This window comes from Thauera sp. JM12B12 (assembly GCF_039614725.1).
GTDB lineage: Bacteria > Pseudomonadota > Gammaproteobacteria > Burkholderiales > Rhodocyclaceae > Thauera.
Window position 1 is genome coordinate 642,163 of record NZ_CP154859.1, and the last position, 25,402, is coordinate 667,564.

At 69.3% G+C, this 25,402-nt stretch carries 23 protein-coding genes; 5 read left to right on the plus strand and 18 right to left on the minus strand.

Annotated features, from left to right (window positions below):
- The first annotated feature begins 14 nt into the window (after positions 1–14).
- Positions 15–608, plus strand: a complete 594-nt coding sequence (locus AAG895_RS02815; RefSeq protein WP_345794048.1) for a 5-formyltetrahydrofolate cyclo-ligase — start codon at positions 15–17, stop codon at positions 606–608.
- Between the two features lie 18 nt (positions 609–626).
- Here the strand turns inward: AAG895_RS02815 and ilvA are convergent, their stop codons facing one another.
- The 17 genes from ilvA to ubiB all read right to left on the minus strand — a co-directional run bounded on the left by ilvA (position 627) and on the right by ubiB (position 18,815).
- On the minus strand, positions 627–2,150 hold the full coding sequence (ilvA, locus tag AAG895_RS02820; RefSeq protein WP_345794049.1) for a threonine ammonia-lyase, biosynthetic: 1,524 nt from the start codon (positions 2,148–2,150) through the stop codon (positions 627–629).
- Positions 2,151–2,252: 102 nt separating this feature from the next.
- Positions 2,253–3,200 (minus strand): HPr(Ser) kinase/phosphatase, encoded by a 948-nt coding sequence (hprK, locus tag AAG895_RS02825; protein ID WP_345794050.1) that lies wholly within the window; start codon positions 3,198–3,200, stop codon positions 2,253–2,255.
- Complete coding sequence (gene ptsN, locus AAG895_RS02830; protein WP_345794051.1) at positions 3,169–3,654, minus strand: PTS IIA-like nitrogen regulatory protein PtsN; 486 nt, start codon at positions 3,652–3,654, stop codon at positions 3,169–3,171. Before ptsN ends, hprK begins: the two co-directional genes overlap by 32 nt.
- Before the next feature lie 139 nt (positions 3,655–3,793).
- On the minus strand, positions 3,794–4,117 hold the full coding sequence (gene raiA / locus AAG895_RS02835; RefSeq protein WP_345794052.1) for a ribosome-associated translation inhibitor RaiA: 324 nt from the start codon (positions 4,115–4,117) through the stop codon (positions 3,794–3,796).
- A gap of 17 nt (positions 4,118–4,134) precedes the next feature.
- Entirely contained in the window at positions 4,135–5,592 is a 1,458-nt protein-coding gene (locus AAG895_RS02840; RefSeq protein WP_345794053.1) for an RNA polymerase factor sigma-54, read from the minus strand.
- Positions 5,593–5,614: 22 nt separating this feature from the next.
- On the minus strand, positions 5,615–6,337 hold the full coding sequence (lptB, locus tag AAG895_RS02845) for an LPS export ABC transporter ATP-binding protein (RefSeq protein WP_345794054.1): 723 nt from the start codon (positions 6,335–6,337) through the stop codon (positions 5,615–5,617).
- Positions 6,324–6,773 (minus strand): recombination regulator RecX, encoded by a 450-nt coding sequence (gene recX, locus AAG895_RS02850; RefSeq protein ID WP_345794055.1) that lies wholly within the window; start codon positions 6,771–6,773, stop codon positions 6,324–6,326. Before recX ends, lptB begins: the two co-directional genes overlap by 14 nt.
- Before the next feature lie 16 nt (positions 6,774–6,789).
- The gene (recA, locus tag AAG895_RS02855; protein ID WP_345794056.1) at positions 6,790–7,827 is read right to left on the minus strand and encodes a recombinase RecA; all 1,038 of its coding nucleotides are present in this window, start codon (positions 7,825–7,827) and stop codon (positions 6,790–6,792) included.
- 195 nt (positions 7,828–8,022) lie between these two features.
- Positions 8,023–8,520: a nicotinamide-nucleotide amidohydrolase family protein gene (locus AAG895_RS02860; protein ID WP_345794057.1), complete on the minus strand. Its 498-nt coding sequence runs from the start codon at positions 8,518–8,520 to the stop codon at positions 8,023–8,025.
- A 4-nt stretch (positions 8,521–8,524) separates the two neighbouring features.
- Positions 8,525–9,007 (minus strand): phosphatidylglycerophosphatase A, encoded by a 483-nt coding sequence (locus AAG895_RS02865; RefSeq protein WP_345794058.1) that lies wholly within the window; start codon positions 9,005–9,007, stop codon positions 8,525–8,527.
- Between the two features lie 65 nt (positions 9,008–9,072).
- Entirely contained in the window at positions 9,073–10,032 is a 960-nt protein-coding gene (gene thiL / locus AAG895_RS02870; protein ID WP_345794059.1) for a thiamine-phosphate kinase, read from the minus strand.
- A 335-nt stretch (positions 10,033–10,367) separates the two neighbouring features.
- Positions 10,368–10,901, minus strand: a complete 534-nt coding sequence (locus tag AAG895_RS02875; RefSeq protein ID WP_345794060.1) for an SCP2 sterol-binding domain-containing protein — start codon at positions 10,899–10,901, stop codon at positions 10,368–10,370.
- A 225-nt stretch (positions 10,902–11,126) separates the two neighbouring features.
- Positions 11,127–12,038, minus strand: coding sequence for a U32 family peptidase (locus AAG895_RS02880; protein WP_345794061.1), 912 nt, complete (start codon positions 12,036–12,038; stop codon positions 11,127–11,129).
- Positions 12,039–12,158: 120 nt separating this feature from the next.
- The gene (locus tag AAG895_RS02885; protein ID WP_345794062.1) at positions 12,159–13,175 is read right to left on the minus strand and encodes a peptidase U32 family protein; all 1,017 of its coding nucleotides are present in this window, start codon (positions 13,173–13,175) and stop codon (positions 12,159–12,161) included.
- Positions 13,176–13,380: 205 nt separating this feature from the next.
- Positions 13,381–14,841: a sodium:solute symporter family protein gene (locus tag AAG895_RS02890; protein ID WP_345794063.1), complete on the minus strand. Its 1,461-nt coding sequence runs from the start codon at positions 14,839–14,841 to the stop codon at positions 13,381–13,383.
- A gap of 122 nt (positions 14,842–14,963) precedes the next feature.
- Complete coding sequence (gene rocD / locus AAG895_RS02895) at positions 14,964–17,150, minus strand: ornithine--oxo-acid transaminase (RefSeq protein ID WP_345794064.1); 2,187 nt, start codon at positions 17,148–17,150, stop codon at positions 14,964–14,966.
- Between the two features lie 135 nt (positions 17,151–17,285).
- A complete protein-coding gene (ubiB, locus tag AAG895_RS02900; RefSeq protein ID WP_345795360.1) occupies positions 17,286–18,815 on the minus strand; it encodes a ubiquinone biosynthesis regulatory protein kinase UbiB in 1,530 nt (509 codons plus the stop codon).
- Positions 18,816–19,098: 283 nt separating this feature from the next.
- Here ubiB and argS point away from each other — a divergent pair, with 283 nt between their 5' ends.
- From argS to AAG895_RS02920, 4 genes are all read left to right on the plus strand, one after another.
- A complete protein-coding gene (gene argS, locus AAG895_RS02905; RefSeq protein ID WP_345794065.1) occupies positions 19,099–20,862 on the plus strand; it encodes an arginine--tRNA ligase in 1,764 nt (587 codons plus the stop codon).
- A 16-nt stretch (positions 20,863–20,878) separates the two neighbouring features.
- Positions 20,879–21,514 (plus strand): SPOR domain-containing protein, encoded by a 636-nt coding sequence (locus AAG895_RS02910; protein WP_345794066.1) that lies wholly within the window; start codon positions 20,879–20,881, stop codon positions 21,512–21,514.
- Positions 21,515–21,611: 97 nt separating this feature from the next.
- Complete coding sequence (locus AAG895_RS02915) at positions 21,612–22,247, plus strand: thiol:disulfide interchange protein DsbA/DsbL (protein WP_345794067.1); 636 nt, start codon at positions 21,612–21,614, stop codon at positions 22,245–22,247.
- A complete protein-coding gene (locus AAG895_RS02920; RefSeq protein WP_345794068.1) occupies positions 22,244–22,681 on the plus strand; it encodes a PilZ domain-containing protein in 438 nt (145 codons plus the stop codon). The genes AAG895_RS02915 and AAG895_RS02920 overlap by 4 nt, the downstream gene beginning before the upstream one ends.
- Positions 22,682–22,741: 60 nt before the next feature.
- Here AAG895_RS02920 and AAG895_RS02925 read toward each other — a convergent pair whose 3' ends face one another.
- Positions 22,742–25,360, minus strand: a complete 2,619-nt coding sequence (locus AAG895_RS02925; RefSeq protein WP_345794069.1) for a TRAP transporter permease — start codon at positions 25,358–25,360, stop codon at positions 22,742–22,744.
- Between the last annotated feature and the right edge of the window lie 42 nt (positions 25,361–25,402).

Here is a 25,402-nt window from a genome sequence, read left to right on the forward strand (position 1 = left end):
CCATACCACAAGCCATGACCGCATTTTCCCCACCCGAGCCCGACTATGCTGCAAAGCGCAAACAACTCCGCGAGCACGCCCTCAAGCTTCGCCAGGCCGTCCCTGCCCAGCGTCGCGAGGCGCTGACCGAGCGCCTCGTCGCGCATCTCGACGGTCTCGTCGAGACGCTCGCACCGCGCTCGATCGGGTTCTGCTGGCCCTATCGCGCCGAGCCGGACCTGCGCGCATGGGTGGCGGACTGGCTCGCTGCCGACGGCGGGCGCGTGGCTGCCCTGCCGGTCGTCTTGGAGCGACACGCGCCGATGGTGTTCCGGCGCTGGCGGCCCGGCGTGCCGATGCCGCTCGACCGCCACGGCATCCCGCATCCGGCCGAAGGCGAGCCGGTCAGTCCCGAGGTGCTGCTGATCCCGCTCAACGCCTTCGATCCGCGCGGCTATCGCATCGGCTATGGCGGTGGCTACTTCGACCGCACGCTGGCGTGCATGCAGACGATCGCGGTGGGGGTGGGCTTCGAGATCGGGCGGGTGCCGGACACCCACCCGCAGCGGTACGACCGCCCGATGCAGTGGGTGGTCACGGAAGCCGGCGTGATGCAGCCGCGCGCGTGACTGCGCGCCACGCGTGAATCAGCTGCCGGACAGGAACAGGCGATAGGCGGGGTTGTCGCCCTCGGCGACGTATTCGTAGCCGAGGCGCTGCAGGAAATCGTCGAATGCCACCTTGTCAGCGGGCGGTACCTGCATGCCCACCAGCACGCGGCCGAAGTCCGAACCGTGGTTGCGGTAATGGAACAGCGAGATGTTCCAGTCCGAGCGCAGGTTGGAGAGGAAATTCATCAGCGCGCCGGGGCGCTCCGGGAACACGAAGCGATACACCACCTCGTTCTCCGCCTGCGGCGCGCGCCCGCCCACCATGTAGCGCACGTGGGTCTTGGCGAGCTCGTCGTCGGTGAGGTCGAGGGCGGGCAGTTCGTGGCGCTCGAGCATCTCGACCAGGCGGGCGACCTCGTTGCGGTTGTGGACGGTCACGCCGACGAAGATGTGGGCCTGATGCGGGTCGGCGTAGCGGTAATTGAACTCGGTGATGTTGCGGTTGCCGAGTACGCTGATGAACTTCTTGAACGAGCCCGGCTTCTCCGGGATGGTGACCGCCAGCACGGCCTCGCGCTGCTCGCCGAGCTCGGCGCGCTCGGCGACGAAGCGCAGGCGGTCGAAGTTCATGTTCGCGCCCGAGGCCACCGCCACCAGGTTCTTGTCGCGCAGCTTGTTGCGGCGCACGTACTCCTTGGCGCCGGCCACGGCGAGCGCGCCGGCGGGCTCGAGGATGGAGCGCGTGTCCTCGAACACGTCCTTGATCGCCGCACAGATGGCGTCGTTGTCGACCACGATCATCTCGTCGACATACTGCTGGCAGAGGCGGAAGGTTTCGGCGCCGACCTCCTTCACCGCCGCGCCGTCGGCGAAGATTCCCACCTGATCCAGGCTGACCCGCCGGCCCTGGGCGAGCGACTGGGTCATGGCGTCGGCGTCGACCGCCTCGACGCCGATGATCTTCGTCTCCGGTCGCAGGCGCTTGATGTAGGCCGCCACGCCCGCGATCAGCCCGCCGCCGCCGACGCAGCAGAACACGGCATGGATCGGCTTGGGATGCGCGCGCAGGATCTCCATGCCCACGGTGCCCTGGCCGGCGATCACGTCGGGGTCGTCGAAGGGGTGGACGAAGGTGAGCTTCTCGGCCTTCTCCAGCTCGAGCGCGTGGGCGTAGGCGTCCGAATAGGACTCGCCGGCGAGCACGACCTCGCCGCCGCGCGCCTTCACGGCGTCGATCTTGATTGCCGGCGTGGTGCTCGGCATCACGATCACCGCACGCACGCCCAGCTTGGCCGCCGACAGCGCCACACCCTGGGCGTGATTGCCGGCCGAGGCGCAGATCACGCCGCGCTTGAGCGCCTGGGGCGAGAGCTTGGCCATCTTGTTGTAGGCGCCGCGGATCTTGAAGCTGAACACCGGCTGCATGTCCTCGCGCTTGAGGAAGATGCGGTTGTGGGCACGGGCCGAGAGATTGGCCGCGAAGTCGAGCGGCGTCTCGATCGCGACGTCGTACACCTGTGCGTTGAGGATGCGTTCCAGGTAATCCGTGGGGGAGATCATGGCCGGCCAGTGCGCTGCTGTAAAGCGGTCGACGGTAACAGCCGCGGCCGGCGAGCCGCAAGTGCGCTGCCGCTCGGTAACAGCCCCGCGGACGCGGCGCGTTCAGGCGGCGCTGTCGTCCTCGGCCTTGCGCAGCGCGCGCATCTGGCGCTCGATGAACTCCTGCGTGGAGTCGATGCCGCGCAGTTGCAGGATGGTCGACCGTACCGCGGCCTCGAGCAGGACCGCCAGGTTGCGTCCGGCGGCGACCGGCAGCACCACGCGCGCGATGCTCACGCCGAGGATGTCCTGCGTCTCCTGCTGCAGTGGCAGCCGGCAGGGATCGTCCGGGCCGGGCTGGCGGCGGTCCAGATGGCAGATCAGGCGCAGGCGCATCTTCCTCCTGCATGCGGTCTCGCCGAAGATGGTGCGGATGTTGAGCAGGCCGAGGCCGCGCACCTCGATGAAGTCCTGCAGCATCTCGGGGCAGCGCCCTTCGAGCACGGTGGGGGCGACGCGCGAAAACTCCACGACGTCGTCGGCGACCAGTCCATGGCCGCGCGAGATGAGCTCCAGGCCGAGCTCGGACTTGCCTGCACCCGAGTCACCGGTTATCAGCACGCCGACGCCGAGCACGTCCATGAACACGCCGTGCAGGGACACCTTCTCGGCGAGTTCGCGCGACACGTACAGGCGCAGCTGGTCGATGACGCTGGCCGAAGGGTGGCGGGCGGTGAACAGCGCCACGTCGTGCGCCTCGCAGATGCCGTGGATGATGTTTGGCACCTCGCAGCCATCGGCGACGATGATCGCGGGCGGGCGGGCGGAGAGGATCTCGTTGAGGTGGCGTGCCACCTTCTCGTTGGACTGACGTTGCGCCCACGCCAGCTCTGCGGTGCCGAGCACCTGCAGGCGGGTGGGGTGAATCAGGTTGAGGTGGCCGACGAGGTCGGCCGGCCAGATGCGCTCCTCGCCGACCGACAGCCGCGCGTCGAGGCGGCCGCTGACGTGGCTGAGGCTCAGGCTGTCGCGGTGCGCCTCATACAGCCGCGCTACGCTGGTTTGCCGCATCGGCGTCCCACTTGAGGAACATCTGGTGGATGTGGGCGCTGTCGGGTGCGCTCTGCAGGGCTTCGCGGAACTCGCGATCACTGAACATCTGTGCCAGCTCCGACAGGAGCTGCAGATGCGTCTCGTTGGCCTGCTCGGGGACGAGGAGTACGAAGAGCATGCTCACCGGCCGCCCGTCGGGGGCGTCGAACTGCACCGGGGTCGCCAGGCGCAGGAACGCACCGGCGGCCTCCTTCAGGCCCTTGATCCGCCCGTGCGGGATCGCGATGCCCTGGCCCAGACCGGTCGAGCCAAGCCGCTCGCGGGTGAACAGGCTGTCGAACACGGTGCTGCGGGCGATGCCCTGGTTGTTCTCGAACAGCAGGCCAGCCTGCTCGAAGACGCGCTTCTTGCTGCTCGCGTCGAGATCGACCACCACATTGGACAGTGGCAGGAGTTGGGATATGAGGCTCATTCGCAGGTTGGCTCGCGCAACGCCCGGGATTTCGGGACTGCCGCGCAGGGCGGGCAGACGGTCCGGGGCGAGTGGAGATCGCGTCGTGAAAACGCGCGCATTATAACCACACCCCGGACGTGGGGCTGCAACGCAGGCGTCAGGCTTCGGGGGTCTGGTGCTTCAGCGTCTCGTGGTTGTGGTCGGACTGCTTCTGCTTGTACTTCTGCACCTGGCGGTCGAGCTTGTCCGTCATCGCGTCGATGGCGGCATAGAGATCGGCGTCGTCGCTCTCGACGAAGAGGTCCTTGCCGCGCACGTGGAGGGTGACTTCGGCCTTCTGCTTGAGCTTCTCGACCGAGAGGATCACGGAGACGCTGGTGACGTTGTCGAAGTGACGAATGACGCGGTCGAGCTTGGTGGTCACGTAGTCGCGGATGGCGGGGGTGACTTCCACGTGGCGCCCGGTGATGTTGAGATTCATGGTAACTCCTGTTGTTGTCAGATGGATTTGCGCAGACTGACCGGCGGGATATTGAGGGACTCGCGGTATTTGGCGATCGTCCGCCGCGCGACCACGATACCCTGCTGGCCCAAAACTTCCGCAATCTTGGCGTCGGACAGCGGCTTCTTGCTGTCTTCGGCATCCACCAGCTGGCGGATCAGCGCCCGAATCGCCGTCGAGGATGCAGCTCCACCGGTGTCGGTGGCGACATGACTGCCGAAGAAATACTTGAGTTCGAACACGCCACGCGGGGTCGCCATGTACTTCTGCGTGGTGACGCGCGAGACGGTGGATTCATGCAGCTCGAGCTGGTCCGCGATCTCCCGGAGGGTGAGTGGCCGCATCGCCACGTCCCCATGATCGAAGAACTGCCGTTGCTGGTCAACGATGGCCTGGGATACGCGCAGGATGGTGTCGAAACGCTGCTGCACGTTCTTGATCAGCCAGCGTGCCTCCTGCAGCTGGCCGCCGAGTCCGCCGCCCTGGCCGCGGTTCTGCTGCAGCAGGCTGGCGTACAGGCGGTTGATGCGCAGGCGCGGCATGGCGTCGTGGTTGAGCGTGACCGTCCACCGCCCGCGCAGCTTGCGCACGACGACGTCGGGCAGCACGTAGCGCGTCTCGGTGTTCGAGTAGCGCGAGCCGGGGTGGGGGTCGAGGCTGCAGATCAGCGCCTGCGCGGCACGCAGGGCGTCGTCGTCGCAGCCGGTGAGCTTCTTGATGCGGGCGAAGTTGCGGTCGGCGAGAAGCTCGAGGTGCCGCGTGGCGATGTCGAGGGCGAGCGCGCGGATCGGCGAGTCGGGCAGCGTGCGCAGCTGCAGCGCCAGGCATTCCTGCGGGCTGCGGGCGCCGATGCCGGCGGGCTCGAGGTTGTGCACGTGGTGGAGGGCGATGGTGAGCTCGTCGAGATCGACCTCGGACTCGGGCGGCAGCAGTTGGAGCAGGTCCTCGAGCGGCTGGTGCAGGTAGCCGTCGTCATCGAGTGCCTCGATCAGGAAGCGCACCAGGGCGCGGTCGCGGTCGCTGAGCGGCGACAGCGCCACCTGCTGGTCGAGGTGTTCGCGCAGGGATGTGCTCGCGGCCTGCAGATCCTGGTAGTCGACATCGTCGTCGTCGCTCTCGCTGCGGCTGGATGCGCCGGTGCCGACGTTGGACCAGTCGATGCCTTCGTCCTCGCTGCTGCCCTCGCCGCCCTCGCGCGACGCGCTGTCGGCCGGGGGCGATTCGGCGGCGCTCTCGCTGCTCGACTCGCGTTCGGACGAGGGTGTGGGGGGCGGGCTCGGAGCGAAGTCCGCGCCGTCGCCGTCCTCGCGTTCGAGCATCGGGTTCTCGAGCAGGATGCGCTCGATCTCCTGGTTGAGCTCGATCGTCGACAGCTGCAGCAGCTTGATCGACTGCTGCAGCTGCGGGGTCAGCGTGAGGTGCTGGGAGAGCTTGAGCTGGAGACTGGGCTTCATCGCGTCGGTCCGCTGCGTGCGCTCACAGGCGGAAGTGCTCGCCGAGATAGACCTGGCGCACGCGCTCGTTGTCGATGATCTCGGTGGGCTGGCCGCTGGCGAGCACGCGGCCTTCGCTGATGATGTAGGCGCGATCGCAGATGCCGAGCGTCTCGCGCACGTTGTGGTCGGTGATCAGCACGCCGATGCCGCGCTCCTTGAGGAAGCGGATGATCTTCTGGATGTCGATCACCGCGATCGGATCCACGCCGGCGAAGGGCTCGTCGAGCAGGATCAGGCGCGGGTCGGTGGCCAGCGCGCGCGCGATCTCGCAGCGCCGGCGTTCACCGCCGGAGAGCGAGATCGCGGTGTTGTTGCGCAGGTGGTGGATGCCGAGTTCGTGCAGCAGTTCGTCGAGGCGCTCGCCCACCTGGCGCTTCTCCAGGTTCTGCAGCTCGAGCACGGCCTGGATGTTCTCGGCCACCGTCAGCTTGCGGAACACGCTCATTTCCTGCGGCAGGTAGGACAGGCCGAGTCGCGCGCGAGCGTGGATCGGCAGGTGGGTGAGGTCCTTGCCGTCGAGGGTGATCTGGCCGCCGTCGGCGCGCACCAGGCCGACGATCATGTAGAAGCAGGTGGTCTTGCCGGCACCGTTGGGACCGAGCAGGCCGACCACCTCGCCGGAGCCGACCTCGAAGCCGACGTCGTGCACGACGGTGCGCGCCTTGTAGCGCTTTTGCAGGCCGGCGACCTTAAGCAGACTCATCGTAGGGCTCTTTCAGCAGCTTGCGGATCAGGTCGGGCGCGAAGCCGCGGGTTTGCAGGAAGCGCGCCTGGCGAGCCCATTCGCGGGCGTCGGCGGGCGGTTCGGTGAAGCGGCTGCGCAACACGGTGCGGGCACGCTCCGCTTCCGATTCTACGCACTCGCCAGCGAGCGCCGCGTCGATCAGGTCACGCTCGATGCCGCGCCGGGCGAGCTCGCTGCGCAGCCGGCTGGTGCCGAAGCGCGCCGCCTTGCCGCGCACGAAGGCCTCGGCATAGCGGCTGTCGGACTGCAGGCCGAGTTCGCCCATGCGTTCGATGACCGCCTCTATCTCGTCGGCGTCGCCATGGGCGGCGAGCTTCCTCGCCAGCTCGGCCCGCGAGTGGTCACGCCGGGCGAGGTGGCGGAGGGCGCGTTCGCGCAGGCTGGGCTCGCCCATGCTCGACGCGCGGCAGTCAGGCCTCGGCCGGCGCCGGCGCAGCCGGCGTGGCCGGGGGCATTTCGGGCAGGCCGACGGCAACGCGGACCTTGTTCTCGATCTCGCGCGCCAGTGCCGGATTGTTGCGCAGGAACTCGCGCGAGTTGTCCTTGCCCTGGCCGATCTTGTCGCCCTGGTAGGCGTACCAGGCTCCGGACTTGTCGACGATCTTGTGCTCGACGCCGAGGTCGATGATCTCGCCCTCGCGCGAGATGCCCTCGCCGTAGAGGATGTCGAAGTGCGCCTCCTTGAACGGCGGCGACACCTTGTTCTTGACCACCTTGACGCGGGTCTCGGAGCCGACCACCTCGTCGCCCTTCTTGATCGTGCCGGTGCGGCGGATGTCCATGCGCACCGAGGCGTAGAACTTGAGCGCGTTGCCGCCGGTGGTCGTCTCGGGGCTGCCGAACATCACGCCGATCTTCATGCGGATCTGGTTGATGAAGATGACCAGCGTGTTGGTGCGCTTGATGTTCGCGGTGAGCTTGCGCAGTGCCTGCGACATCAGGCGCGCCTGCAGGCCGGGGAGCTGGTCGCCCATCTCGCCTTCGATTTCGGCCTTGGGCGTGAGCGCGGCGACCGAGTCGACCACCACGATGTCCACCCCGCCCGAGCGCACCAGCATGTCGGCGATCTCGAGCGCCTGTTCGCCGGTGTCGGGCTGCGAGATCAGCAGGTCCTCGATGTCCACCCCGAGCTTTTCGGCGTAGCCGACGTCGAGCGCGTGCTCGGCGTCGATGAAGGCCGCGGTGCCGCCCATCTTCTGCATCTCGGCGATGACCTGCAGGGTGAGCGTGGTCTTGCCGGAGGATTCCGGGCCGTAGATCTCGACCACGCGACCGCGCGGCAGGCCGCCGAGGCCGAGCGCGATGTCGAGCCCGAGCGAGCCGGTGGAGACGGTCTGGATGTCGCGCTCGACGTTGCCGTCGCCCATGCGCATGATCGAACCCTTGCCGAACTGCTTTTCGATCTGCGAGAGCGCAGCGGCGAGGGCCTTGGCCTTGTTGTCGTCCATGGAAATGCGTCCTGTAAGTTGAGCCGATTATGGCACAAAGATTGCAGGCGTGCGGGCCTGCCTCGTGCATGGCGCCAGTCTAAGGCCTGTATGAAAGAACAGGCAAAGATTTTTCGCGCCGCGCTTCCGCGGGCGCGCGCCAGTGCCGCGTGGTTATGCCAAAAGAATAGCTGCCGCGCAAGCGCGGGAGCGCCGTCAGCGCTGCTGCGCGGCCAGCTGGAGGATGCCGTCGAGCGCGCGGATGACCGTCTGCCGACGCACCGCGGCGCGGTCGCCGGGAAACCGTGCGGTGATGGTCCGGGTAGGCTGGCCGTGGACGGCCCAGCCGATGCAGACCATGCCGACCGGCTTGGTCGCGGTGCCGCCGCTCGGGCCGGCGACGCCCGAGACCGCCACGGCGCACTGCGCGAGGCTGCGGGCCAGGGCGCCCTCGGCCATCTCGCGCACGGTCGCCTCGCTGACCGCGCCATGGGTGGCGAGCGTCGCGGTCGCCACCCCGAGCATGTCCGCCTTGGCCTCGTTGGAGTAGGTGACGAAGCCGCGGTCGAACCAGGCCGAGCTGCCGCTTACCGCGGTGATCGCTTCGGCGATCCAGCCGCCGGTGCACGACTCGGCGGTGGCGAGCCGCCAGCCACGTGTTGCCAGGGCGGTGCCGACCCGGGCGGCGAGGATGTCGAGTTCGGTGTCGGTCATCGGTTCAGACTCCGATCAGACTGACCAGGATGGCGAGCGCGAGCAGGGTATAGCCGGCCGCGACGAGGTCGTCGAACATCACGCCGAAGCCGCCCTTGAAGCTGCGGTCGGCCCAGCGCACCGGCGGCGGCTTGACGATGTCGAAGAAGCGGAACAGCGCCACTGCCGTCGCCTGCCAGAGCACGGTCTTGGGGGCGAACAGGAGCACCAGCCAGGTTGCGACCATCTCGTCCCAGACGATGCCGCCATGGTCGGGCACGCCGAGCGCGCGGCCGGTGCGCTCGGCGGCGAGCACACCGGCGACGAAGAGGCTGACGAGCAGGGCGAGGAACACGAACTCCGACAGCGGCGTGCGGATCAGCGGGTACAGCGCCCATGCCAGCAGCGTGCCCATCGTGCCCGGCGCCCATGGCGACAGCCCGGACCCGAAGCCGAGCGAGATGAAGTGGGCGGGGTGACTCATCATCAGGCGGAGGGTGGGGCGCATGGTGGTATCGGGGGTCGTATGCGGGAGGCGGTCGCCGCCCAGGCGGGGTGCCGAGCGTGTGCGTGTCAGCAGAAGTGATCGTAGCCCGTGCGGGCGCTGCGTACGAGCGTGCCGTCGGCCTCGTGCAGCCGGAGCTCACCCGCCTCGGCGGTCAGCTCGCCGATGCGGTGCAGTGCCAGCCCGAGGCGCAGGGCGAGCGCCTCCACCTCGGCGCGGCATGCGGCCGGCGCGGTGAACAGCAGTTCGTAGTCGTCACCGCCGCCGAGCAGGCTGCGCCGGGCGAGCGCAGGGTCGGCTCCGGTGGCGACCAGCGCAGGCAGTGGTAGCGCGGCCACGTCGATGCGGGCGCCCGTGCCCGAGGCCTCCAGGATGTGGCCGAGATCGCCGAGCAGGCCGTCGGAGACGTCCAGCATCGCGGAGGCCAGCCCGCGCAGCGCCAGGCCCAGCGCGACACGCGGCTGCGGGCGCTGCAGCGCGGCGATGCAGGTCGCGTGACCCGCTGGCGACAAGGCGGTCTCGCCCCGGAGCGCGGCGAGGCCGAGCGCGGCCCGGCCGGGTTGCCCCGATACCCACAGGTCGTCGCCGGGGCGCCCGCCCGCACGCGTGATCGCTGCGCCCTGCGGAACTTCGCCGAGCAGGGTCACCGACAGCGTGAGCGGCCCGCGCGTGGTGTCACCGCCGGCGAGGTCGATGTCGTGCGCGCCGGCGCAGGCGAAGAAGCCGCGCGCGAAGGCGGCGATCCAGGCTTCGTCCGCGACCGGGAGCGCGAGCGCGAGGAAGGCCCAGCGCGGACGTGCGCCCATCGCAGCGAGGTCGGAGACGTTGACGGCGAGCGTCTTCCAGCCGAGGTCCTCGGGGTCGGTGTCGGCGAAGAAATGGGTGCCGGCCACCAGCATGTCGGTCGTCACCGCGAGCTGCGAGCCGGGCTGGGCGCGCAGCAGCGCGGCGTCGTCGCCGACGGCGAGGTCGGTGTGGCGGGGGGCGCGGGTGAAGTGGCGCCGGATCAGGTCGAACTCGGAGGGCATTGCGAGGTGCGGCGCCGGGAGCGGGGGCCGGAGTGGGGACGGGCGCCTAGCTTACCGCACACGCGGCAGCGCACGGATCGTCCATGCACGCGTAGCGGGGCGATCGCGGCGAGCGGCGCCGCACCGCATGGCAGCGGGCTGGCCCGCGAAAGTGCTGGCTCCGGTCTGCATTCGCGGACAAGCCCGCTCCCACAAGGAACCTGCCCGCAGCGGTTCAGGATGCACCATTCGCGGGCAGGCCCCTCCTGCAAAGCCTGCCTGAAGCGGTTCAGGGGGCTCCATGCGCGAGCAGGTCCGCCCACGTCATCCGTAGGCAGCTCTTGCGCAGACGCGGCTCAGCGCCGCCCGGCGAGCCTGTTCTTGAGCGCGTCCCAGTCGACCGCGTCGAGCGTGTTCTTCACCAGCAGTCCGAGCTCGGTGTCGCCTTCCATGCGCAGGCGGCGGCTGAAGAACAGTGTGTCGGGGTCCTCCTCGCGCAGCGCCAGCGCGATGAAGTCGCGGGTGGTGGCGGAGATGACGAGGTCGGGCTTCGTGCCCGTGGGCGGGCTGGCGCGGCGGAAGCCCGTCTCGGTGAGGCTGAAGTCGAGCGTCAGTCCGGCATCGAGCACGCGCATCTGCAGGTGGCGTCCGCTCAGCGGCTCGAGGGTGTCGCGCGGCAGGATGCGGCCCAGCGCGAGGTTGAGCGCGAGCGTCAGGGCATGGGTGGGCGGCTGCTGCGGCAGGCGGGCGACGAGCCTGGCCAGCGCCGCGGGCACGGTGAAGTCGGGAACGCGGAAGGCCTCCAGGCGTTCGCCGATGCGCTGGCGCAGGCTGCCGGGGAGCAGCGCGGCGGGCAGGGGCGGACGGGGGAGCGAGGGCAGGGCGGGCATGTTCGGTCTCCGAAAGCGGGGCAGGGAGGGCAGCGAGATCCCTTATGTGGGAGCAACTCTCTGCGGGAGCGGGCTTGCCGGCGAATGTCGCAAGATCAAGCGCCGCTTTCGCGGCCAAGGCCGCTCCCACGCGGCGGGGTGGCGCGATGCCGGTGTGGGAGCGGGCTTGCCCGCGAACTGGCGACGACCCCGCGCGCCATTCGCGGCCAGGTCCGCTCCCACGGTTCAGGCGGCGATGTACTGCTCGACGCCGGCACGACCGTGCCAGAAGCCGTTGCACGGCGCCTCGACCATCAGCGGGCGGCTGGCGGCGAGTGCGGCAGCCGGTGCCTGATGGCCGTCGAGCGCAGCGCGGAAGAGCTCGATGATGGCGCGGGTGTGCGCGCCCTGCGGGCTGATGCGCAGCACCTCCGCGCTCTTCTGTACCGCGGGCAGGTCGCCGAGCAGGTTGTGCACCCGCGCCGACTGGGTCTGCACGCCGTTCAGGGTCAGGAAGGGCTCGCCCTCGCGGGTGCGCAGCGTGATGCCGTCCATGATCGACAGGCAGCGGAACTCGCAGGTGTCCTTCTGCAGGTTGAAATGGCGGGCGGTGAAGCAGCGCGCCGAGTGCGCCAGCGGCAGGCGGCCGTAGGCGAAGACCTCGGTCTCGACCGGCGCCGGCAGCGCGGCGCGCACCTCGGCCAGTGCCGCGCCCGCGAGCTCGGGGGCGACCGCCCAGCGCGTGGCGCCAGCGTCGATCATCAGCTGCAGCGTGCTCGGGTTGAAGAGGTTCAGCGTCGGGCCGGCGACCCAGTTCCTGACGCCGGCCTCGGCGAGCAGGCGCACGGCACCCATGTCGTTGGCCTCGACGCGGAAGCCGGGCTCGCCCTCGGCGCTCTGGCGCACGATGCGGCGCATCACCTTGAGGTCGGATTCGGATTCGATCAGGCCCTGGGTGCTGATCACCACTTCCTTGCCGGCGGCGGCGAGCACCTCGCCGACCTCGAGCCAGTCCTCGAGGCGCAGTTCGTGGCGGCGCGAGCACACCGTCTCGCCGAGATAGACGGTGTCGAGCGGCGCGTCGGCCATGTCGGCGTAGAAGTCGAGCACGCTCTGGTGGGGCCAGTAGTAGAGCAGGGGGCCGAGGGCGATTTTCATGGGGGCGGTTCTCATCTCAATGGCATGTCGCCACGGTGCCGCTGCGCGCATCGGGGGCGCGTCGAGCGGGCGCGGCGATCGGGTTGTGCACGGCAGGCTGGGGCGTGATCGAGCAGTCGCTCACTTCCACGGCCGGTAGTAGGCGCCCAGCGTGTGGCTCTGGCCTTCGGAGACCTTGTTGAGCTCGGCCATCCACGCCGGCAGCACGGCAAAGCCTTCGGCGCCGCCGGCCTTGAGCTTGTCGAGCGCGGCGCGCCACACCTTGGTGACCTGGGCGACGTAGGCCGGGCTGCGCTGGCGGCCCTCGATCTTGATCGCGCGGATGCCGATGCGGGCGAGCTCGGGGAGCAGCTCGAGGGTGTTGAGGCTGGTGGGTTCCTCGAGCGCGTAGTAGGTCTCGTCGTTGACCTCGAAGCGGCCCTTGCACAGCGTCGGGTAGCCAGCGCGCTCGCCGTCGGCGAAGCGGTCGATGAGGATGCCGTTCAGCCGCGTCTCCATGCCGCGCGGGGTGTCTTCCCAGCGCACGTGCTTGCCTGGCGAGCAGGCGCCGTTGCAGTTGGGCGATGCGCCGGTGGCGTAGGCCGACAGTGCGCAGCGGCCTTCCACCATCACGCACAGGCCGCCGAAGCCGAAGACCTCGATCTCGACCGGGGTGTGGGCGATCACGCTCTCGACCTGTGCCATCGACAGCACGCGCGGCAGCACCGCGCGCTGGATGCCGAAACGCTCATGGTAGTAGTTGATCGCTTCGTAGCTGGTGGCGGAGCCCTGCACCGAAAGGTGCAGGCGCAGCTGCGGGTGCGTCTTCGCGGCGTAGGCCATGAGGCCGGGGTCGGCGAGGATCAGCGCGTCGACGCCGAACTCGGCGGCGCGGTCGATGGCCTGCGTCCAGCTCGACCAGTTGGCGGTCTGTGGGTAGGTGTTGAGCGCGAGCAGCACCTTCCTGCCGCGGGTGTGGGCGTAGGCGATGCCCTCGCGCATCTGCGGCGGATCGAAGTTGAGGCCGGTGAAGTTGCGCGCGTTGGTGGCGTCCTTGAAGCCGAGGTAGACGCAGTCGGCGCCGTGATCGACGGCGGTCTTGAGGGCCGGCAGGCTGCCGGCGGGGCAGACGAGCTCGATCGGGTGAGGCACGGTCATGGCGGACGGAATCCGGGGCAAAAAACGCCGCAACCATAAACGAGGCCGGCGGCGCCCGCGTTGATCGTCATCAAACGCAGGCGCCCACTTCAAGGTGCCGCTGGTTTTCGTGGGAGCGGGCTTGCCCGCGAACAGTGCGCTCGACGCCCTTATTCGCGGGCAAGCCCGCTCCCACAGAGCCCGGGGCCTCCCACAGGGCTCGGGGTCAGCGATGCGTGTGGTAGGTGCCCGCCGCGGCGTGGTGCCCGCCCATATGCGGGCGATGGTGCGGCTTCGGGCCGAGCAGGCCGCCGACCAGCATGCCGAGCGTGCTTGCCGCCAGGCCGTAGAGCTGGGGTTCGATGTCGCCTTCGGGGACGAAGAGCTCGAACAGGATCCAGGTGGAGAGGCCAAGGATGATCGCGAGCGCCGCGCCCAGGTTGTTGGCGCGCTTCCAGAACAGTCCGGCGGCGAGCGGTACGAAGGCACCGGCGAGCGTCACGCGGTAGGCGTTCTCGACCATGTGGTGGATGCTGGCCTCGGTGGTGGTGGCGTACCAGGTGACGAAGATCGTGAAGATCACCACGGTCACGCGCGTGCTGAGCAGGAAGGCGCGGTCGCTCATCCCGGGAATGAAGCCGCGCAGCACGTTCTCGGAGAAGGTCACCGAGGGCGCCAGCAGCGTGCCCGACGCGGTAGACATGATCACCGACAGCAGCGCGCCGAAGAAGATCACCTGGGCATAGAAGGGCATGTACTGCAGGATCAGGGTGGGCAGGATGAGCTGCGAGTCCTGCTCCATCAGGCGCGCGACCATGGCGGGGTCGATGATGTTGGCGGTGTAGGCGAGGAACAGCGGCACCGCGGCGAAGAAGAAGTAGCTCACGCCGCCGAGCGTGGTGCCCCACACCGCGACCGTCTCGTTCTTCGACGAATTGACGCGCTGGAACACGTCCTGCTGCGGGATCGAGCCGAGCGCCATGGTGGCGAAGGCGGCGAACCAGGCGACCATGTCCACCAGGTCGAGCGTGGGCAGGAACTCGAACTTGCCTTCCGCGGCGGCCTTGCTGATCACGTTCTCGAAGCCGCCCGCCATGTCGCCGGCGATCCAGCTCACCCAGACCAGGCCGATCACGATCACGATCATCTGCACGAAGGTGGTCATCGCCACCGACCACATGCCGCCGAACAGGGTGTAGACCAGCACCACGCCGGCGCCGATCAGCATGCCCTGGTTCATGCTCACCAGGTCGCCCGACAGCACGTTGAACACCAGGCCGAGCGCGGTCACCTGCGCCGCCACCCAGCCGAGGTAGGACAGCACGATGCAGATCGACAGCACCAGCTCGGTCGTGCGGTTGTAGCGCATGCGGAAGAAGTCGCCCAGCGTGAGCAGGTTCATGCGGTACAGCGGGCGGGCGAAGATGAGGCCGAAGAGGATCAGGCAGGCCGAGGCCCCGAGCGGGTCGGAGATCAGGCCGCGGAAGCCTTCCTCGATGAAGGTGGCGGAGATCCCGAGCACGGTCTCGGCGCCGAACCAGGTGGCGAACACCATGGCCAGCACGATGATCATCGGCAGGTTGCGGCCGGCGGTGATGTAGTCACGCGCGTTGTGCACCCGGGTGGCGGCATACAGGCCGATGCCGATGGAGACGACGAGATAGGCGACGACAAGCCAGAGCAGCATGATTAGGCCCTTCGTGATGGCGCATCCGCGCGCGGTGAGCGAAAAAAGAGGGCGCGAGTTTAACAACAGAAGGGCGTCGCCGGGGGCGCGAATCGCACGCCAAGGGCTTGATCGCTCGCGATTTATTGCATGTGCGCAACGGTCGCGGCGGCGTCGGCGGGCACGAGCGCGCGCAGCGTGTCGACGATGCGGCTCGCCGCCTCGTCGAGCGTGGCCTCGTCGATCACCAGCGGCGGCGCCAGGCGGATGACGTTGTCGTTGGTGTCGCGGGTGGCGATGCCGCGTGCCAGCAGGCGTTCGGCGACCTCGCCGGCGTCGGCCAGCGCGGGGTCGAGGGCCAGGCCGATGAGCAGGCCGCGGCCGCGCACCTCGCGCACGCAGGGCAGGGCGGCGGTGCGCAGGCGTGCGATCAGGCGCTCGCCGAGGCGCTCGGCGCGCTCCCAGGGGCGGGTCTCGGTGAGCAGCGCGAGCACCTCGGTGCCCACCGCGGCGGCGAGCGGGTTGCCACCGAAGGTCGAACCGTGGTCGCCGGGGCCGAACACGTCCATCACCCGGCGGTCGGCGAGGAAGGCCGACACCGGCAGCAGGCCGCCGCCGAGCGCCTTGCCCAGGATCAGCCCGTCCGGGCGCACGCCCTCATGGTCGCAGGCGAGCAGCCGGCCGCTGCGGCCGAGCCCGGTCTGCACCTCGTCGGCAATCAGCAGCACGTCGTGGCGGCGGCAGAGCTCGGCGCAGCGCGACAGGTAGCCGGGCGGCGGGACGACGATGCCGCCCTCGCCCTGGATCGGCTCGACCAGGAAGGCGGCGGTGTCGGGGGTGATCGCGGCCTCGAGGGCGTCGGCGTCACCGAAGGGCACGCGCTCGAGCCCGGGCGGGAAGGGGCCGAAGCCGTCGCGGTAGTGGTCGTTGGCCGACAGCCCGACGATCGCGATCGAGCGACCGTGGAAGTTGCCGTCGCAGGCGAGGATGCGCGCGCGCTCGGGGGCGATGCCCTTGACCTTGTAGCCCCACTTGCGCGCGGCCTTGAGCGCGGTCTCGACGGCCTCCAGTCCGGTGTTGACCGGCAGCGCGCGCTCGTAGCCGAAGGTGGCGCACAGGCGCTCGAGGAAGATCGGCAGGCGGTCGCTGGAGAAGGCGCGCGAGGTCAGCGCCAAGCGCTGCGCCTGCGTCACCAGCGCGTCGACCAGGCGCGGATGGCTGTGGCCGAAGCTCACCGCCGAGTAGGCGCTCATCATGTCGAGGTAGCGCCGGCCGTCGGTGTCCCACAGCCACACGCCCTCACCGCGCTGGAACACCGCAGGCAGCGGCGCGTAGTTCGCGGCGCCGAAGCGATGCTCCTTCGCGCGCAGCCAGGCGGTGCCGGGGCCGAGCGCGGCGCAGGCGAACTCGGCGATCCAGTCCGCGCTGCGCTGGTCGGGGTCGAGATCGGGGCGGTACTCGACGATCTCGAGCGCGATGAAGTCCGCGCAGGCGCGCAGGCTCAGCAGCGTGTCCGCCAGCACGCGCGGGTCGAGACCGCCGGGCTCCGGGCAGGTGACGGCCGGCAAGGCCTGGGGGTCGAGCGCGTCGAGGTCGAGGCTGAGGCCGAAACCGGCATCGGGGTCGGCGCGCGCGATCGTCATCGCGTCGCAGAACACCGCCGGCAGACCGCGTGCGCGCACCTCGTCCATCGTGAACACCCGCAGCCCGAGGCGTTCGACCAGGGCCTGCTCCTCGGGCTCCCAGGCGCGTGCGCCGATGATGCAGGTGCGCGCCGGATCGAGCTGAGGGCCGGGGATCCCGGTCAGTGCGGCGTGACCCAGGCCGAGCAGCGCTGCGAGCGGCATGCCGTGGATGTTGCCCGAATGGGTGGTGGCGTCGGTGTGGCTGTCGAGGTGGGCGTCTATCCAGATCAGCCCGGGCGCGCGCCCGCGTCGGCGGCCGATGCCGCGCCAGGTGCCGGCGGCGATCGCATGGTCGCCGCCGATGACGAGCGGGAAGCTGTCGCCTGGCAGCGCCGCGACCTGGTCGGCGAGCCGGTGGGCGAAGTCGGCGTTGGCGGTCATCCGCACGCGCATGTCGCCCGCGGGGGGCGCTGCGCCGGCCGTGCCCGCGGCGGGGCCGGTGGCGCGCTCGGCCGCGCTCGGCTGCAACGTTGCCGTCCATTCCACCGTCGGGCCGATCGCCGCCAGGCGGTGGACGAGGCCGCCGCGCTGCAGGGCGGCCGGCGCAGCGGCCGAACCCGCGTGCGGCGCGCCGAGTGCCGATGCGGCGCCGATGATCCGAATCTGTGTGTGGGGTGCCCGCAGGGCGCCGAGTGTCGTCGTCATCGCACACCTCCCGTCCGCGGCTCTCGTCGTGCCGCCGCTGGTGAAGGGTTCGACGGGGCGACGGTTGAATCGTTCAGACGTCGACGGCGGCGGCCGCCGCGGTGGCGCTGCCGGAGCGCGCCGGCCGGGCGAGGGTCAGCCGAGCAGGCGGTAGAGTTCCAGCCCGAGCAGCGTCATCGCCACCGCGCCGATCAGCAGCAGCAGGCGTCCCTGCGTGCGCTGGCTGGCGGCGAGCTCGTCAAGGCGCTGCTGCTGCGCGCTCTGGTGACGGGTGGACTCGGTCAGCGCGTGATGCACCAGGCGCGGCAGCTGCGGCAGCGTGCCGGCCCAGGCCGGGGCTTCTTCCTTGACGCCGCGCACCAGCGCGCGCACGCCCATGCGCTCGTCCATCCAGCGCTCGAGGAAGGGCTTGGCGGTCTTCCACAGGTCGAGCTCGGGGTCGAGCTGGCGGCCCAGGCCCTCGATGTTGAGCAGGGTCTTCTGCAGCAGCACGAGCTGGGGCTGCACTTCCATCTCGAAGCGGCGCGCGGTCTGGAACAGGCGCAGCAGGGTCTTGCCGAAGGAGATGTCCTTGAGCGGCTTGTCGAAGATCGGCTCGCACACGGTGCGGATGGCGGCCTCGAACTCGTCGACGCGCGTCTTCGCCGGCACCCAGCCGGCCTCGATGTGGGCGAGCGCCACGCGGCGGTAGTCGCGCTTGAAGAAGGCGAGGAAGTTCTGCGCGAGGTAGTTCTTGTCCACCTCGTTGAGCGTGCCCATGATGCCGAAGTCGAGCGCGATGTAGCGCCCGTCCTGGTGCACGAAGATGTTGCCCGGGTGCATGTCGGCGTGGAAGAAGCCGTCGCGGAACACCTGGGTGAAGAAGATCTCCACGCCGGCGCGCGACAGCGCCGAGAGGTCGGTGCCCTGAGCGAGCAGCGCCGGCGTCTGCGAGATCGGCACGCCGCGCATGCGCTCCATCACCATGACCTTGCTGCCGCACCAGTCCCAGTAAACCTCGGGCACGATCAAGAGCGACGAGTCCTTGAAATTGCGCCGCAGCTGCGAGCAGTTGGCGGCTTCGCGCATGAGGTCGAGCTCGTCGTGCAGGTACTTGCTGAACTCGGCCACCACCTCGCGCGGCTTGAGCCGCCGGCCTTCCGGCCAGATCTTCTCCAGCAGCACCGCGGCGACCTCGAGCAGCGCGAGGTCGTGCTCGATCACGCGCTCGATGCCCGGGCGCAGCACCTTGACGGCGACCTCGGTGCCATCGGGCAGGCGGGCGAAATGCACCTGCGCCACCGAGGCCGAAGCCACCGGGGTGCGCTCGAAATCGTCGAACACCGTGTCGATCGGCTTGCCGTAGAAGCCTTCCAGCACCGCCAGCGCCTGCTCGGTGGGGAAGGGCGGCACGCGGTCCTGGAGCAGGGCGAGCTCGTCGGCGAGGTCGGGCGGCAGCAGGTCGCGCCGGGTCGACAGCATCTGGCCGAACTTGACGAAGATCGGCCCGAGCGACTCGAGCGCCTGGCGCAGGCGCGCGCCGCGCGACTCGGAGAAGGTGCGCCAGAAGAAGACCTTGTGCCAGATGTGCGCCAGCCGGCCGCTGCTGTCGGCGTCGAGCACCATGCGGTCGAGGCCGAAGCGCAGGCTGACGGAGACGATCTTGGCGAGGCGGAAGAGGCGCACGGTGGACGGCCGGATGAAGCAAAGCGCGGACTTTAGCCCGAAAGCGGCGCCGATGGAACGCGCGCCCGTGCGGCTGGTGTCGATGGGGGAGCGGGCTTGCCCGCGAACGGGGCGTCTCATGCGCAGCATTCGCGGGCAAGCCCGCTCCCACGGGGCTGGCGCTCGCGGCGGGGCCAGGCTCCTTGCGCGCACGGGCTTGCCGCGAAAAGCGCGCTCACATCCTCGCCGGGGCGCGACCGTGCGTTCCGCTATAATCGCGCGTTTCGAATTCATTCCGAGTGCCATGAGCGCCGATCCCAAAGTCCTGTTGTCCGACCTGCTGAAGTCCGCCCTGAAGAGCGTGGCGCCTGACCTGGCCGACACTCCGATCCTGCTGGAGCGCCCGAAGCAGGCGAGCCACGGCGATTTCGCCACCAACCTCGCGCTGCAGCTGGCCAAGCCGCTCAAGCGCAACCCGCGCGACCTCGCCAACCTGCTGCTCGCCGAGCTGCCAGCCTCGAAGCTGGTCGCCAAGGCCGAAGTCGCCGGCGCGGGCTTCATCAACTTCACCCTCGCCGCCGACGCCAAGACCGCGGTGGTGGGCGAGGTGATGGCCAAGGGCGCGGACTTCGGCCGCGGCGCGGCCAAGGGTGTAAAGGTCCAGGTGGAGTTCGTGTCGGCCAACCCGACCGGCCCGCTGCACGTCGGCCACGGTCGCGGTGCGGCCTACGGCGCTTCGCTGGCGGACGTGCTCGCCTTCGCCGGCTACGATGTGACGCGCGAGTACTACGTCAATGACGCCGGACGCCAGATGGACATCCTGGCGCTGTCGACCTGGCTGCGCTACCTCGCGTTCTTCGGCATCGAGATCCCCTTCCCGCCCAACGCCTACCAGGGCGACTACGTGATCGACATGGGGCGCGGGATGCGCGACGCCCACCAGGACCGCTTCGCCCAGGTCACGGTCGAGCAGATCCTCGCCGGCACCCCCGGCCTGCCGCCTGCCGAGCGCAAGGACGACGAGGCCAAGCAGCAGCGCGAGCTGCACCTCGACGCGCTGATCGCCAACGCCAAGCGCCTGCTCGGCGAGGACTACCCGTGGGTGCATGGCTTCGCGCTCAACGAACAGCTCGGCGATGGCCGCGAGGATCTGCAGGAGTTCGGCGTGCGCTTCGACAAGTGGTTCTCGGAGCAGAGCCTGTTCGACACCGGCCTCGTCGAGCGTGCGGTGACCCAGCTCGAGAAGGCCGGCCACATCTACGTTCAGGACGGCGCGAAGTGGTTCCGCTCCACCGCCTTCGGCGACGAGAAGGACCGCGTCGTGCAGCGCGAGAACGGGCTGTACACCTACTTCGCCTCCGACATCGCCTACCACCTCAACAAGTACGAGCGCGGCTTCGACCGCATCATCGACATCTGGGGTGCCGACCACCACGGCTACATCCCGCGCGTGAAGGGCGCCATCGCCGCGCTCGGCCTGGCGCCGGAAAAGCTCGAGGTCGCGCTGGTGCAGTTCGCGGTGCTCTATCGCGATGGCCAGAAGACCTCGATGTCCACCCGCTCGGGCGAGTTCGTCACCCTGCGCGAGCTGCGCCGCGAGGTCGGCAACGACGCCTGCCGCTTCTTCTATGTGCTGCGCAAGTCCGACCAGCACCTCGACTTCGACCTCGACCTCGCCAAGAGCCAGAGCAACGAGAACCCGGTGTATTACGTGCAGTACGCCCATGCCCGCGTGTGTTCGGTGCTCAACCAGTGGGGCGGCGAGGCGGCCGAGCTGGCGGGGGCCGATCTCGGCCTGCTGCAGAACGAGCGCGAACTCGCGTTGTGCGCGCGCCTCGCCACCTTCCCCGAGCTGGTGCAGAACGCCGCCGCCGACTATGCGCCGCACCAGATCGCCTTCTACCTGAAGGACCTCGCCGCCGATTTCCACAGCTGGTACAACGCCGAGCGCATGCTGGTCGAGGACGAGGCGGTCAAGCTCGCCCGTCTCGCGCTCGCTGCGGCGGTGCGCCAGGTGCTGGTCACCGGCCTGAAGATGCTGGGCGTGTCCGCGCCCGAGTCGATGTGATGCAGGGAGTGCAATCGTGAGTCGAGACCGCAAGCCCGCCCGCAAGCCTGCGCGCGCGCCCGCGAAAAGCGCCGGCGGCACGCTCATCGGCATCTTCATCGGTCTCGTGTTCGGTGCGCTGATCGCGGCCGGTGCGGCGTGGTATTTCACCCGCGCCAACCCCTTCCAGCCGGCGCCGGTCGCGCCGCGCGTGCAGGCTCCGGCCGACCAGGGCCCCGCGGCCCTGCCGGGCAAGCCGGGCGATCGGCCGGTGGTCAAGCAGGACTTCGAGTTCTACAAGATTCTGCCGCAGGGCGACAACGTGCCCTCTCCGGCGGCGCAACAGGGCGCATCGGCGGCCCCGTCCGCGCAGGTTCCGCAGCAGCAGCCGCCCGCGCCAGTGGCCGAGGTGTCGCCGCAGCCGGTGCAGCGCGGCTCCGAGCGGCTCTACCTGCAGGTGGGCTCGTTCGAGAACCCGAGCGAGGCCGACAACTTGAAGGCGCGTCTGGCGCTCTCCGGCATCCAGGCGAGCGCGCAACGCACGCAGCTGCCGGACGGGCGGGTGGTGCACCGCGTGCGCGTGGGGCCCTTCGCCAAGCCCGAGGACATGAACCCGATGCGCTCGCGGCTGGCGGAGGCAGGCTTTGCCGCCTCGGTGAGCCGCAACCCCTGAGCCTGATGGCCCGTGCCGTTCTGGATGGGAACGCCGGCGCGCCGGCCGCGTCACAGCAAGCCCGTAACATCGCAACACCTAGCCAACGGAGTACTGCATGAACCGTCGTGATGCCCTCAAGCTGGCCGGCCTGGCCCTCGTCCTGCCGGCTTCCGGCGCCGCGTGGGCGAACAGCGGCACCTACCAGGTGCTCAACCCCGCGCACAAGGGCGACGATCCCTCGAAGATCGAGGTGATCGAGTTCTTCCACTATGGCTGCCCACATTGCCGCGACTTCGACCCGCTGGTCAGCGCATGGAAGAAGCTGCTGCCGGCCGACGTCGTTTTCCGCCCGGTGCCGGCGGTGTGGAACAACCCCCAGCTCGCCGGGCTGGCGCGCCTCTACTACGCGGCCGAGATCTCCGGCGAGCGCGACAAGCTGCAGTCGGCGATCTTCGCCGCCGTGCAGGACGAGAAGCGCCCGCTGTTCAACGAGGAGCAGGTGCGCGAGTGGGTGACCGGCAAGGTCGCCGATCCGGCCAAGTTCATCGAGACCTACAAATCCTTCGGCGTCGGCTCGCTGGTGCAGCGCGCCGACCAGCTCGCGCGCGCGATGAAGATCCAGGGCGTGCCCTCCGTGGTCGTCGATGGCAAGTACCTGACCTCGGCGTCGATGAGCGGCAGTCACGAGAACACCCTCAAGGTGGCCGAAGAGCTGATCGAGCGCGCGCGCAAGGAGCGCGCGGTCAAATGAGCCCGCAGGACGCCCGCCACGCAGCGTCGGAGGAGGCAGCGGCGGACAGCGCCGAGCGCCGGCGCATCCAGCGCTTCCTGGCGCTGCGTCGCGGCGAGCCCTGGTTCTGGGTCGTCATCGACGGCGAACGCATCCCGCTGCGCGACGTGTCGGTCGATGGATTCGCGATCACCGCCGAGGCTCCGCCGGCGGCGGGCGAGCCCTTCGACTTCGTGCTCCAGCGCGAGGGCGTGCCCGACCAGATCCGTGGCCGCGCGCAGTCGGTGAACTTCATCGCGGCGTCCGCGCAGGCGGGTTGCCGCTTCCTGACGCTCGAGGGTGATGGTGCCGAGCGCCTGCGCGACTGGCTGATTGCGCTCGTGATCATGAACGCCAGCGTGCGCATCAGCGAGAAGGACGCGGCGGCGATCGTCGCCGGTCCCTCGCTGATCTGATCGTCCATCCCGGCGCAGGGGCGCAGCCCGCCCCCGCGCCGGCGTGCCGCGCGGCCCGGATCAGCTCCGGACGCGCTCCGCTTCCCTGCGCCGCTGCCGCGGCTTCTGCATTGCCCACACCAGCGCCAGCAGGGCGAAGGCGGGGAGATACATCCACTCCTTGTCGGGACGCTCGCCCGAGGGCAGCTCGATATTGACGATGTTGAAGCCCTGCTCGAGGCCGAGCTTTTCCGCCGGGCTGCCGAAGCGCACCGCCGCCACCTGCACCTGGTCGCCGAGCGCCATCACGGTGAGGCCCATCGCGCCCAGGCGTTCGCGCGCGCTCGCGGCCTTCTCGCCCAAGGGCAGCAGCACGCCCTTGGCGATGTCCTCGCCTTCCAGGCTCATGCCCTCCACCCACACGCGCAGGTTGCCGTTGCGCGGTGCCTCCTCGACCAGGCGGGTGAGCTCGGTCGGCGGCACCTCCTCGAAGGGCGGGTAGAGCATGTCCATCCAGAAGCCCGGTCGGAACAGCGTGAAGGTCACCAGCAGCAGGATCAGGGTCTCGTGGATGCGGTTCTTCGCAATGAAGAAGCCCTGCGTGGCGGCGGCGAACATCATGCTTGCCACCGTCGCGCTGACGATGGTCATCACCAGGTGGAAGGTGTCGCTGATGCCGATCAGCAGGATCTGCGTGTTGAAAATGAACATGAAGGGCAGGATCGCCGTCCGCGCGCTGTAGCCGAAGGCGGTGAGGCCGGTGCGCATCGGCTCGCTCTTGGCGATGCCCGCCGCCGCATACGAGGCCAGGCCGACCGGCGGCGTCACGTCGGCCATCAGGCCGAAATAGAACACGAACAGGTGCACCGCGATCAGCGGCACCAGCAGGCCGGACTGCGCGCCCAGTTCGACGATCACCGGCGCCATCAGCGTCGACACCACGATGTAGTTCGCGGTGGTCGGCAGACCCATGCCCAGGATCAGGCAGATCACCGCGACCAGGATCAGCATGATCATCAGGTTGCCGCCCGAGAGTAGCTCGACCAGCTCGGTCATCGCCAGGCCGATGCCGGTCAGCGTCACGGTGCCGACGATCACGCCCGCGGTCGCGGTCGCGATCGCGATGCCGATCATGTTGCGTGCACCGGTGATCAGGCCGGTGAAGAGGTCGGAGAAGCCTTGCCGGGCCGCCTCGCCCAGGTTGCCCGTGCGGCGGAAGAGGGCGAACAGCGGACGCTGGGTGACGAGGATGAACATCAGGAAGAGGGTTGCCCAGAATGCCGACAGCGCCGGCGAGAGCTGCTCGACCATCAGGTTCCAGATCAGCGCCGCCACCGGCAGCAGGAAGTGCAGGCCGGACTTGAGCGTGGGGCCGATCTCGGGCAGGTATTCCATCTTCTCGTCGGGCTTCTCCATGTGCAGCTCGGGGTACTGCGCCGCGAAACGGACGAGCGCGACATAGGCGCCGAGCATGAGCAGGCCGACGACGATGAAGGCGCCCTCGCCGAAGGCGGTCTTCATCCAGCCGAAGCCCCAGTAGATGATCGCCGACAGGATCACCAGCCCGGACACCGTCATCAGCGTGGTGATCAGCGTGCGCTGCCAGGGCAGCGGCTCGCGCCGCGGCAGGCCCTGAAGGTCCATCTTCAGCGCCTCGAGGTGCACGATGTAGTAGAGCGCGATGTAGGAGATCAGCGCCGGCAGGATGGCGTGCTTCATCACCTGCACGTAGCTGATGCCGACGTACTCGACCATCAGGAAGGCCGCGGCGCCCATCACCGGCGGCATGAGCTGGCCGTTGACCGACGACGCCACCTCGACCGAGGCCGCCTTGTCGGCGCGGTAGCCGACACTCTTCATGAGCGGGATGGTGAAGGTGCCGGTGGTGACCACGTTGGCGATCGACGAGCCCGAGATGAGACCGGTGCTGGCCGAGGCCACCACCGCCGCCTTCGCCGGGCCGCCGCGCATGTGGCCGAGCAGCGCGATCGCCGACTTGATGAAGTAGGCGCCGGCGCCGGCGGTCTCGAGCAGCGCGCCGAACAGCACGAAGAGGAAGATGAAGCTGGTCGACACCCCGACCGCCACGCCGAACACGCCCTCGGTGGTCAGCCACATGTGGCTCATGCCCTTTGACAAGGACGCGCCGCGGTGGGCAATCACGTCGGGCATGTAGGGGCCGAAGAAGATGTAGACGAGGAACACCGCGGCCAGGATCACCATCGGCAGGCCGAGCGCGCGGCGCGCCGCCTCGAGCAGCAGGATCATGCCGATCACCGCCGCCACCAGGTCCATGTCGGTCGGCGTGCCGGGACGTTCGGCAAGCTCCTTGTAGAACAGGAACAGATAGGCCGCACAGAAGGCGCCCACGGCGGCGAACACCCAGTCCTGGATCGGCACGTAGTCGCGTGGCGAGCGCTTGAGCGCCGGGTACGCGGCAAAGGCGAGGAAGATCGCGAAGCCCAGATGGATGGCGCGCGACTCGGTGTCGTTGAACACGAACACGCCCAGCGAGAAGGGCAGGGGCGAGGCGATCCAGAGCTGGAACAGCGACCACGCCAGCGCCACCACGAGCAGCAGCTGCGCGGTCAGTCCGGTGGGCTTGCGGCCGCCGGTGTCGGCCTCGGCGACGATCTTCTTGAGCTCTTCGTCGGACAGCTCGAAGCTGGCCTTGTCCTTGTTTTCGTCCGGGCGGGTCATGAGCAGCCCCTCTCAGGTTCGTGACGGAGACAAAAAACGGCG

What these genes read in the sequence shown, in the direction of transcription:
- AAG895_RS02815 (WP_345794048.1), top strand. Translation starts at nt 15, where the DNA reads ATGACCGCATTTTCCCCACCCGAGCCCGACTATGCTGCAAAGCGCAAA.
- ilvA (WP_345794049.1), bottom strand. Translation starts at nt 2,150, where the DNA reads ATGATCTCCCCCACGGATTACCTGGAACGCATCCTCAACGCACAGGTG.
- hprK (WP_345794050.1), bottom strand. Translation starts at nt 3,200, where the DNA reads ATGCGGCAAACCAGCGTAGCGCGGCTGTATGAGGCGCACCGCGACAGC.
- ptsN (WP_345794051.1), bottom strand. Translation starts at nt 3,654, where the DNA reads ATGAGCCTCATATCCCAACTCCTGCCACTGTCCAATGTGGTGGTCGAT.
- raiA (WP_345794052.1), bottom strand. Translation starts at nt 4,117, where the DNA reads ATGAATCTCAACATCACCGGGCGCCACGTGGAAGTCACCCCCGCCATC.
- AAG895_RS02840 (WP_345794053.1), bottom strand. Translation starts at nt 5,592, where the DNA reads ATGAAGCCCAGTCTCCAGCTCAAGCTCTCCCAGCACCTCACGCTGACC.
- lptB (WP_345794054.1), bottom strand. Translation starts at nt 6,337, where the DNA reads ATGAGTCTGCTTAAGGTCGCCGGCCTGCAAAAGCGCTACAAGGCGCGC.
- recX (WP_345794055.1), bottom strand. Translation starts at nt 6,773, where the DNA reads ATGGGCGAGCCCAGCCTGCGCGAACGCGCCCTCCGCCACCTCGCCCGG.
- recA (WP_345794056.1), bottom strand. Translation starts at nt 7,827, where the DNA reads ATGGACGACAACAAGGCCAAGGCCCTCGCCGCTGCGCTCTCGCAGATC.
- AAG895_RS02860 (WP_345794057.1), bottom strand. Translation starts at nt 8,520, where the DNA reads ATGACCGACACCGAACTCGACATCCTCGCCGCCCGGGTCGGCACCGCC.
- AAG895_RS02865 (WP_345794058.1), bottom strand. Translation starts at nt 9,007, where the DNA reads ATGCGCCCCACCCTCCGCCTGATGATGAGTCACCCCGCCCACTTCATC.
- thiL (WP_345794059.1), bottom strand. Translation starts at nt 10,032, where the DNA reads ATGCCCTCCGAGTTCGACCTGATCCGGCGCCACTTCACCCGCGCCCCC.
- AAG895_RS02875 (WP_345794060.1), bottom strand. Translation starts at nt 10,901, where the DNA reads ATGCCCGCCCTGCCCTCGCTCCCCCGTCCGCCCCTGCCCGCCGCGCTG.
- AAG895_RS02880 (WP_345794061.1), bottom strand. Translation starts at nt 12,038, where the DNA reads ATGAAAATCGCCCTCGGCCCCCTGCTCTACTACTGGCCCCACCAGAGC.
- AAG895_RS02885 (WP_345794062.1), bottom strand. Translation starts at nt 13,175, where the DNA reads ATGACCGTGCCTCACCCGATCGAGCTCGTCTGCCCCGCCGGCAGCCTG.
- AAG895_RS02890 (WP_345794063.1), bottom strand. Translation starts at nt 14,841, where the DNA reads ATGCTGCTCTGGCTTGTCGTCGCCTATCTCGTCGTCTCCATCGGCATC.
- rocD (WP_345794064.1), bottom strand. Translation starts at nt 17,150, where the DNA reads ATGACGACGACACTCGGCGCCCTGCGGGCACCCCACACACAGATTCGG.
- argS (WP_345794065.1), top strand. Translation starts at nt 19,099, where the DNA reads ATGAGCGCCGATCCCAAAGTCCTGTTGTCCGACCTGCTGAAGTCCGCC.
- AAG895_RS02915 (WP_345794067.1), top strand. Translation starts at nt 21,612, where the DNA reads ATGAACCGTCGTGATGCCCTCAAGCTGGCCGGCCTGGCCCTCGTCCTG.
- AAG895_RS02920 (WP_345794068.1), top strand. Translation starts at nt 22,244, where the DNA reads ATGAGCCCGCAGGACGCCCGCCACGCAGCGTCGGAGGAGGCAGCGGCG.
- AAG895_RS02925 (WP_345794069.1), bottom strand. Translation starts at nt 25,360, where the DNA reads ATGACCCGCCCGGACGAAAACAAGGACAAGGCCAGCTTCGAGCTGTCC.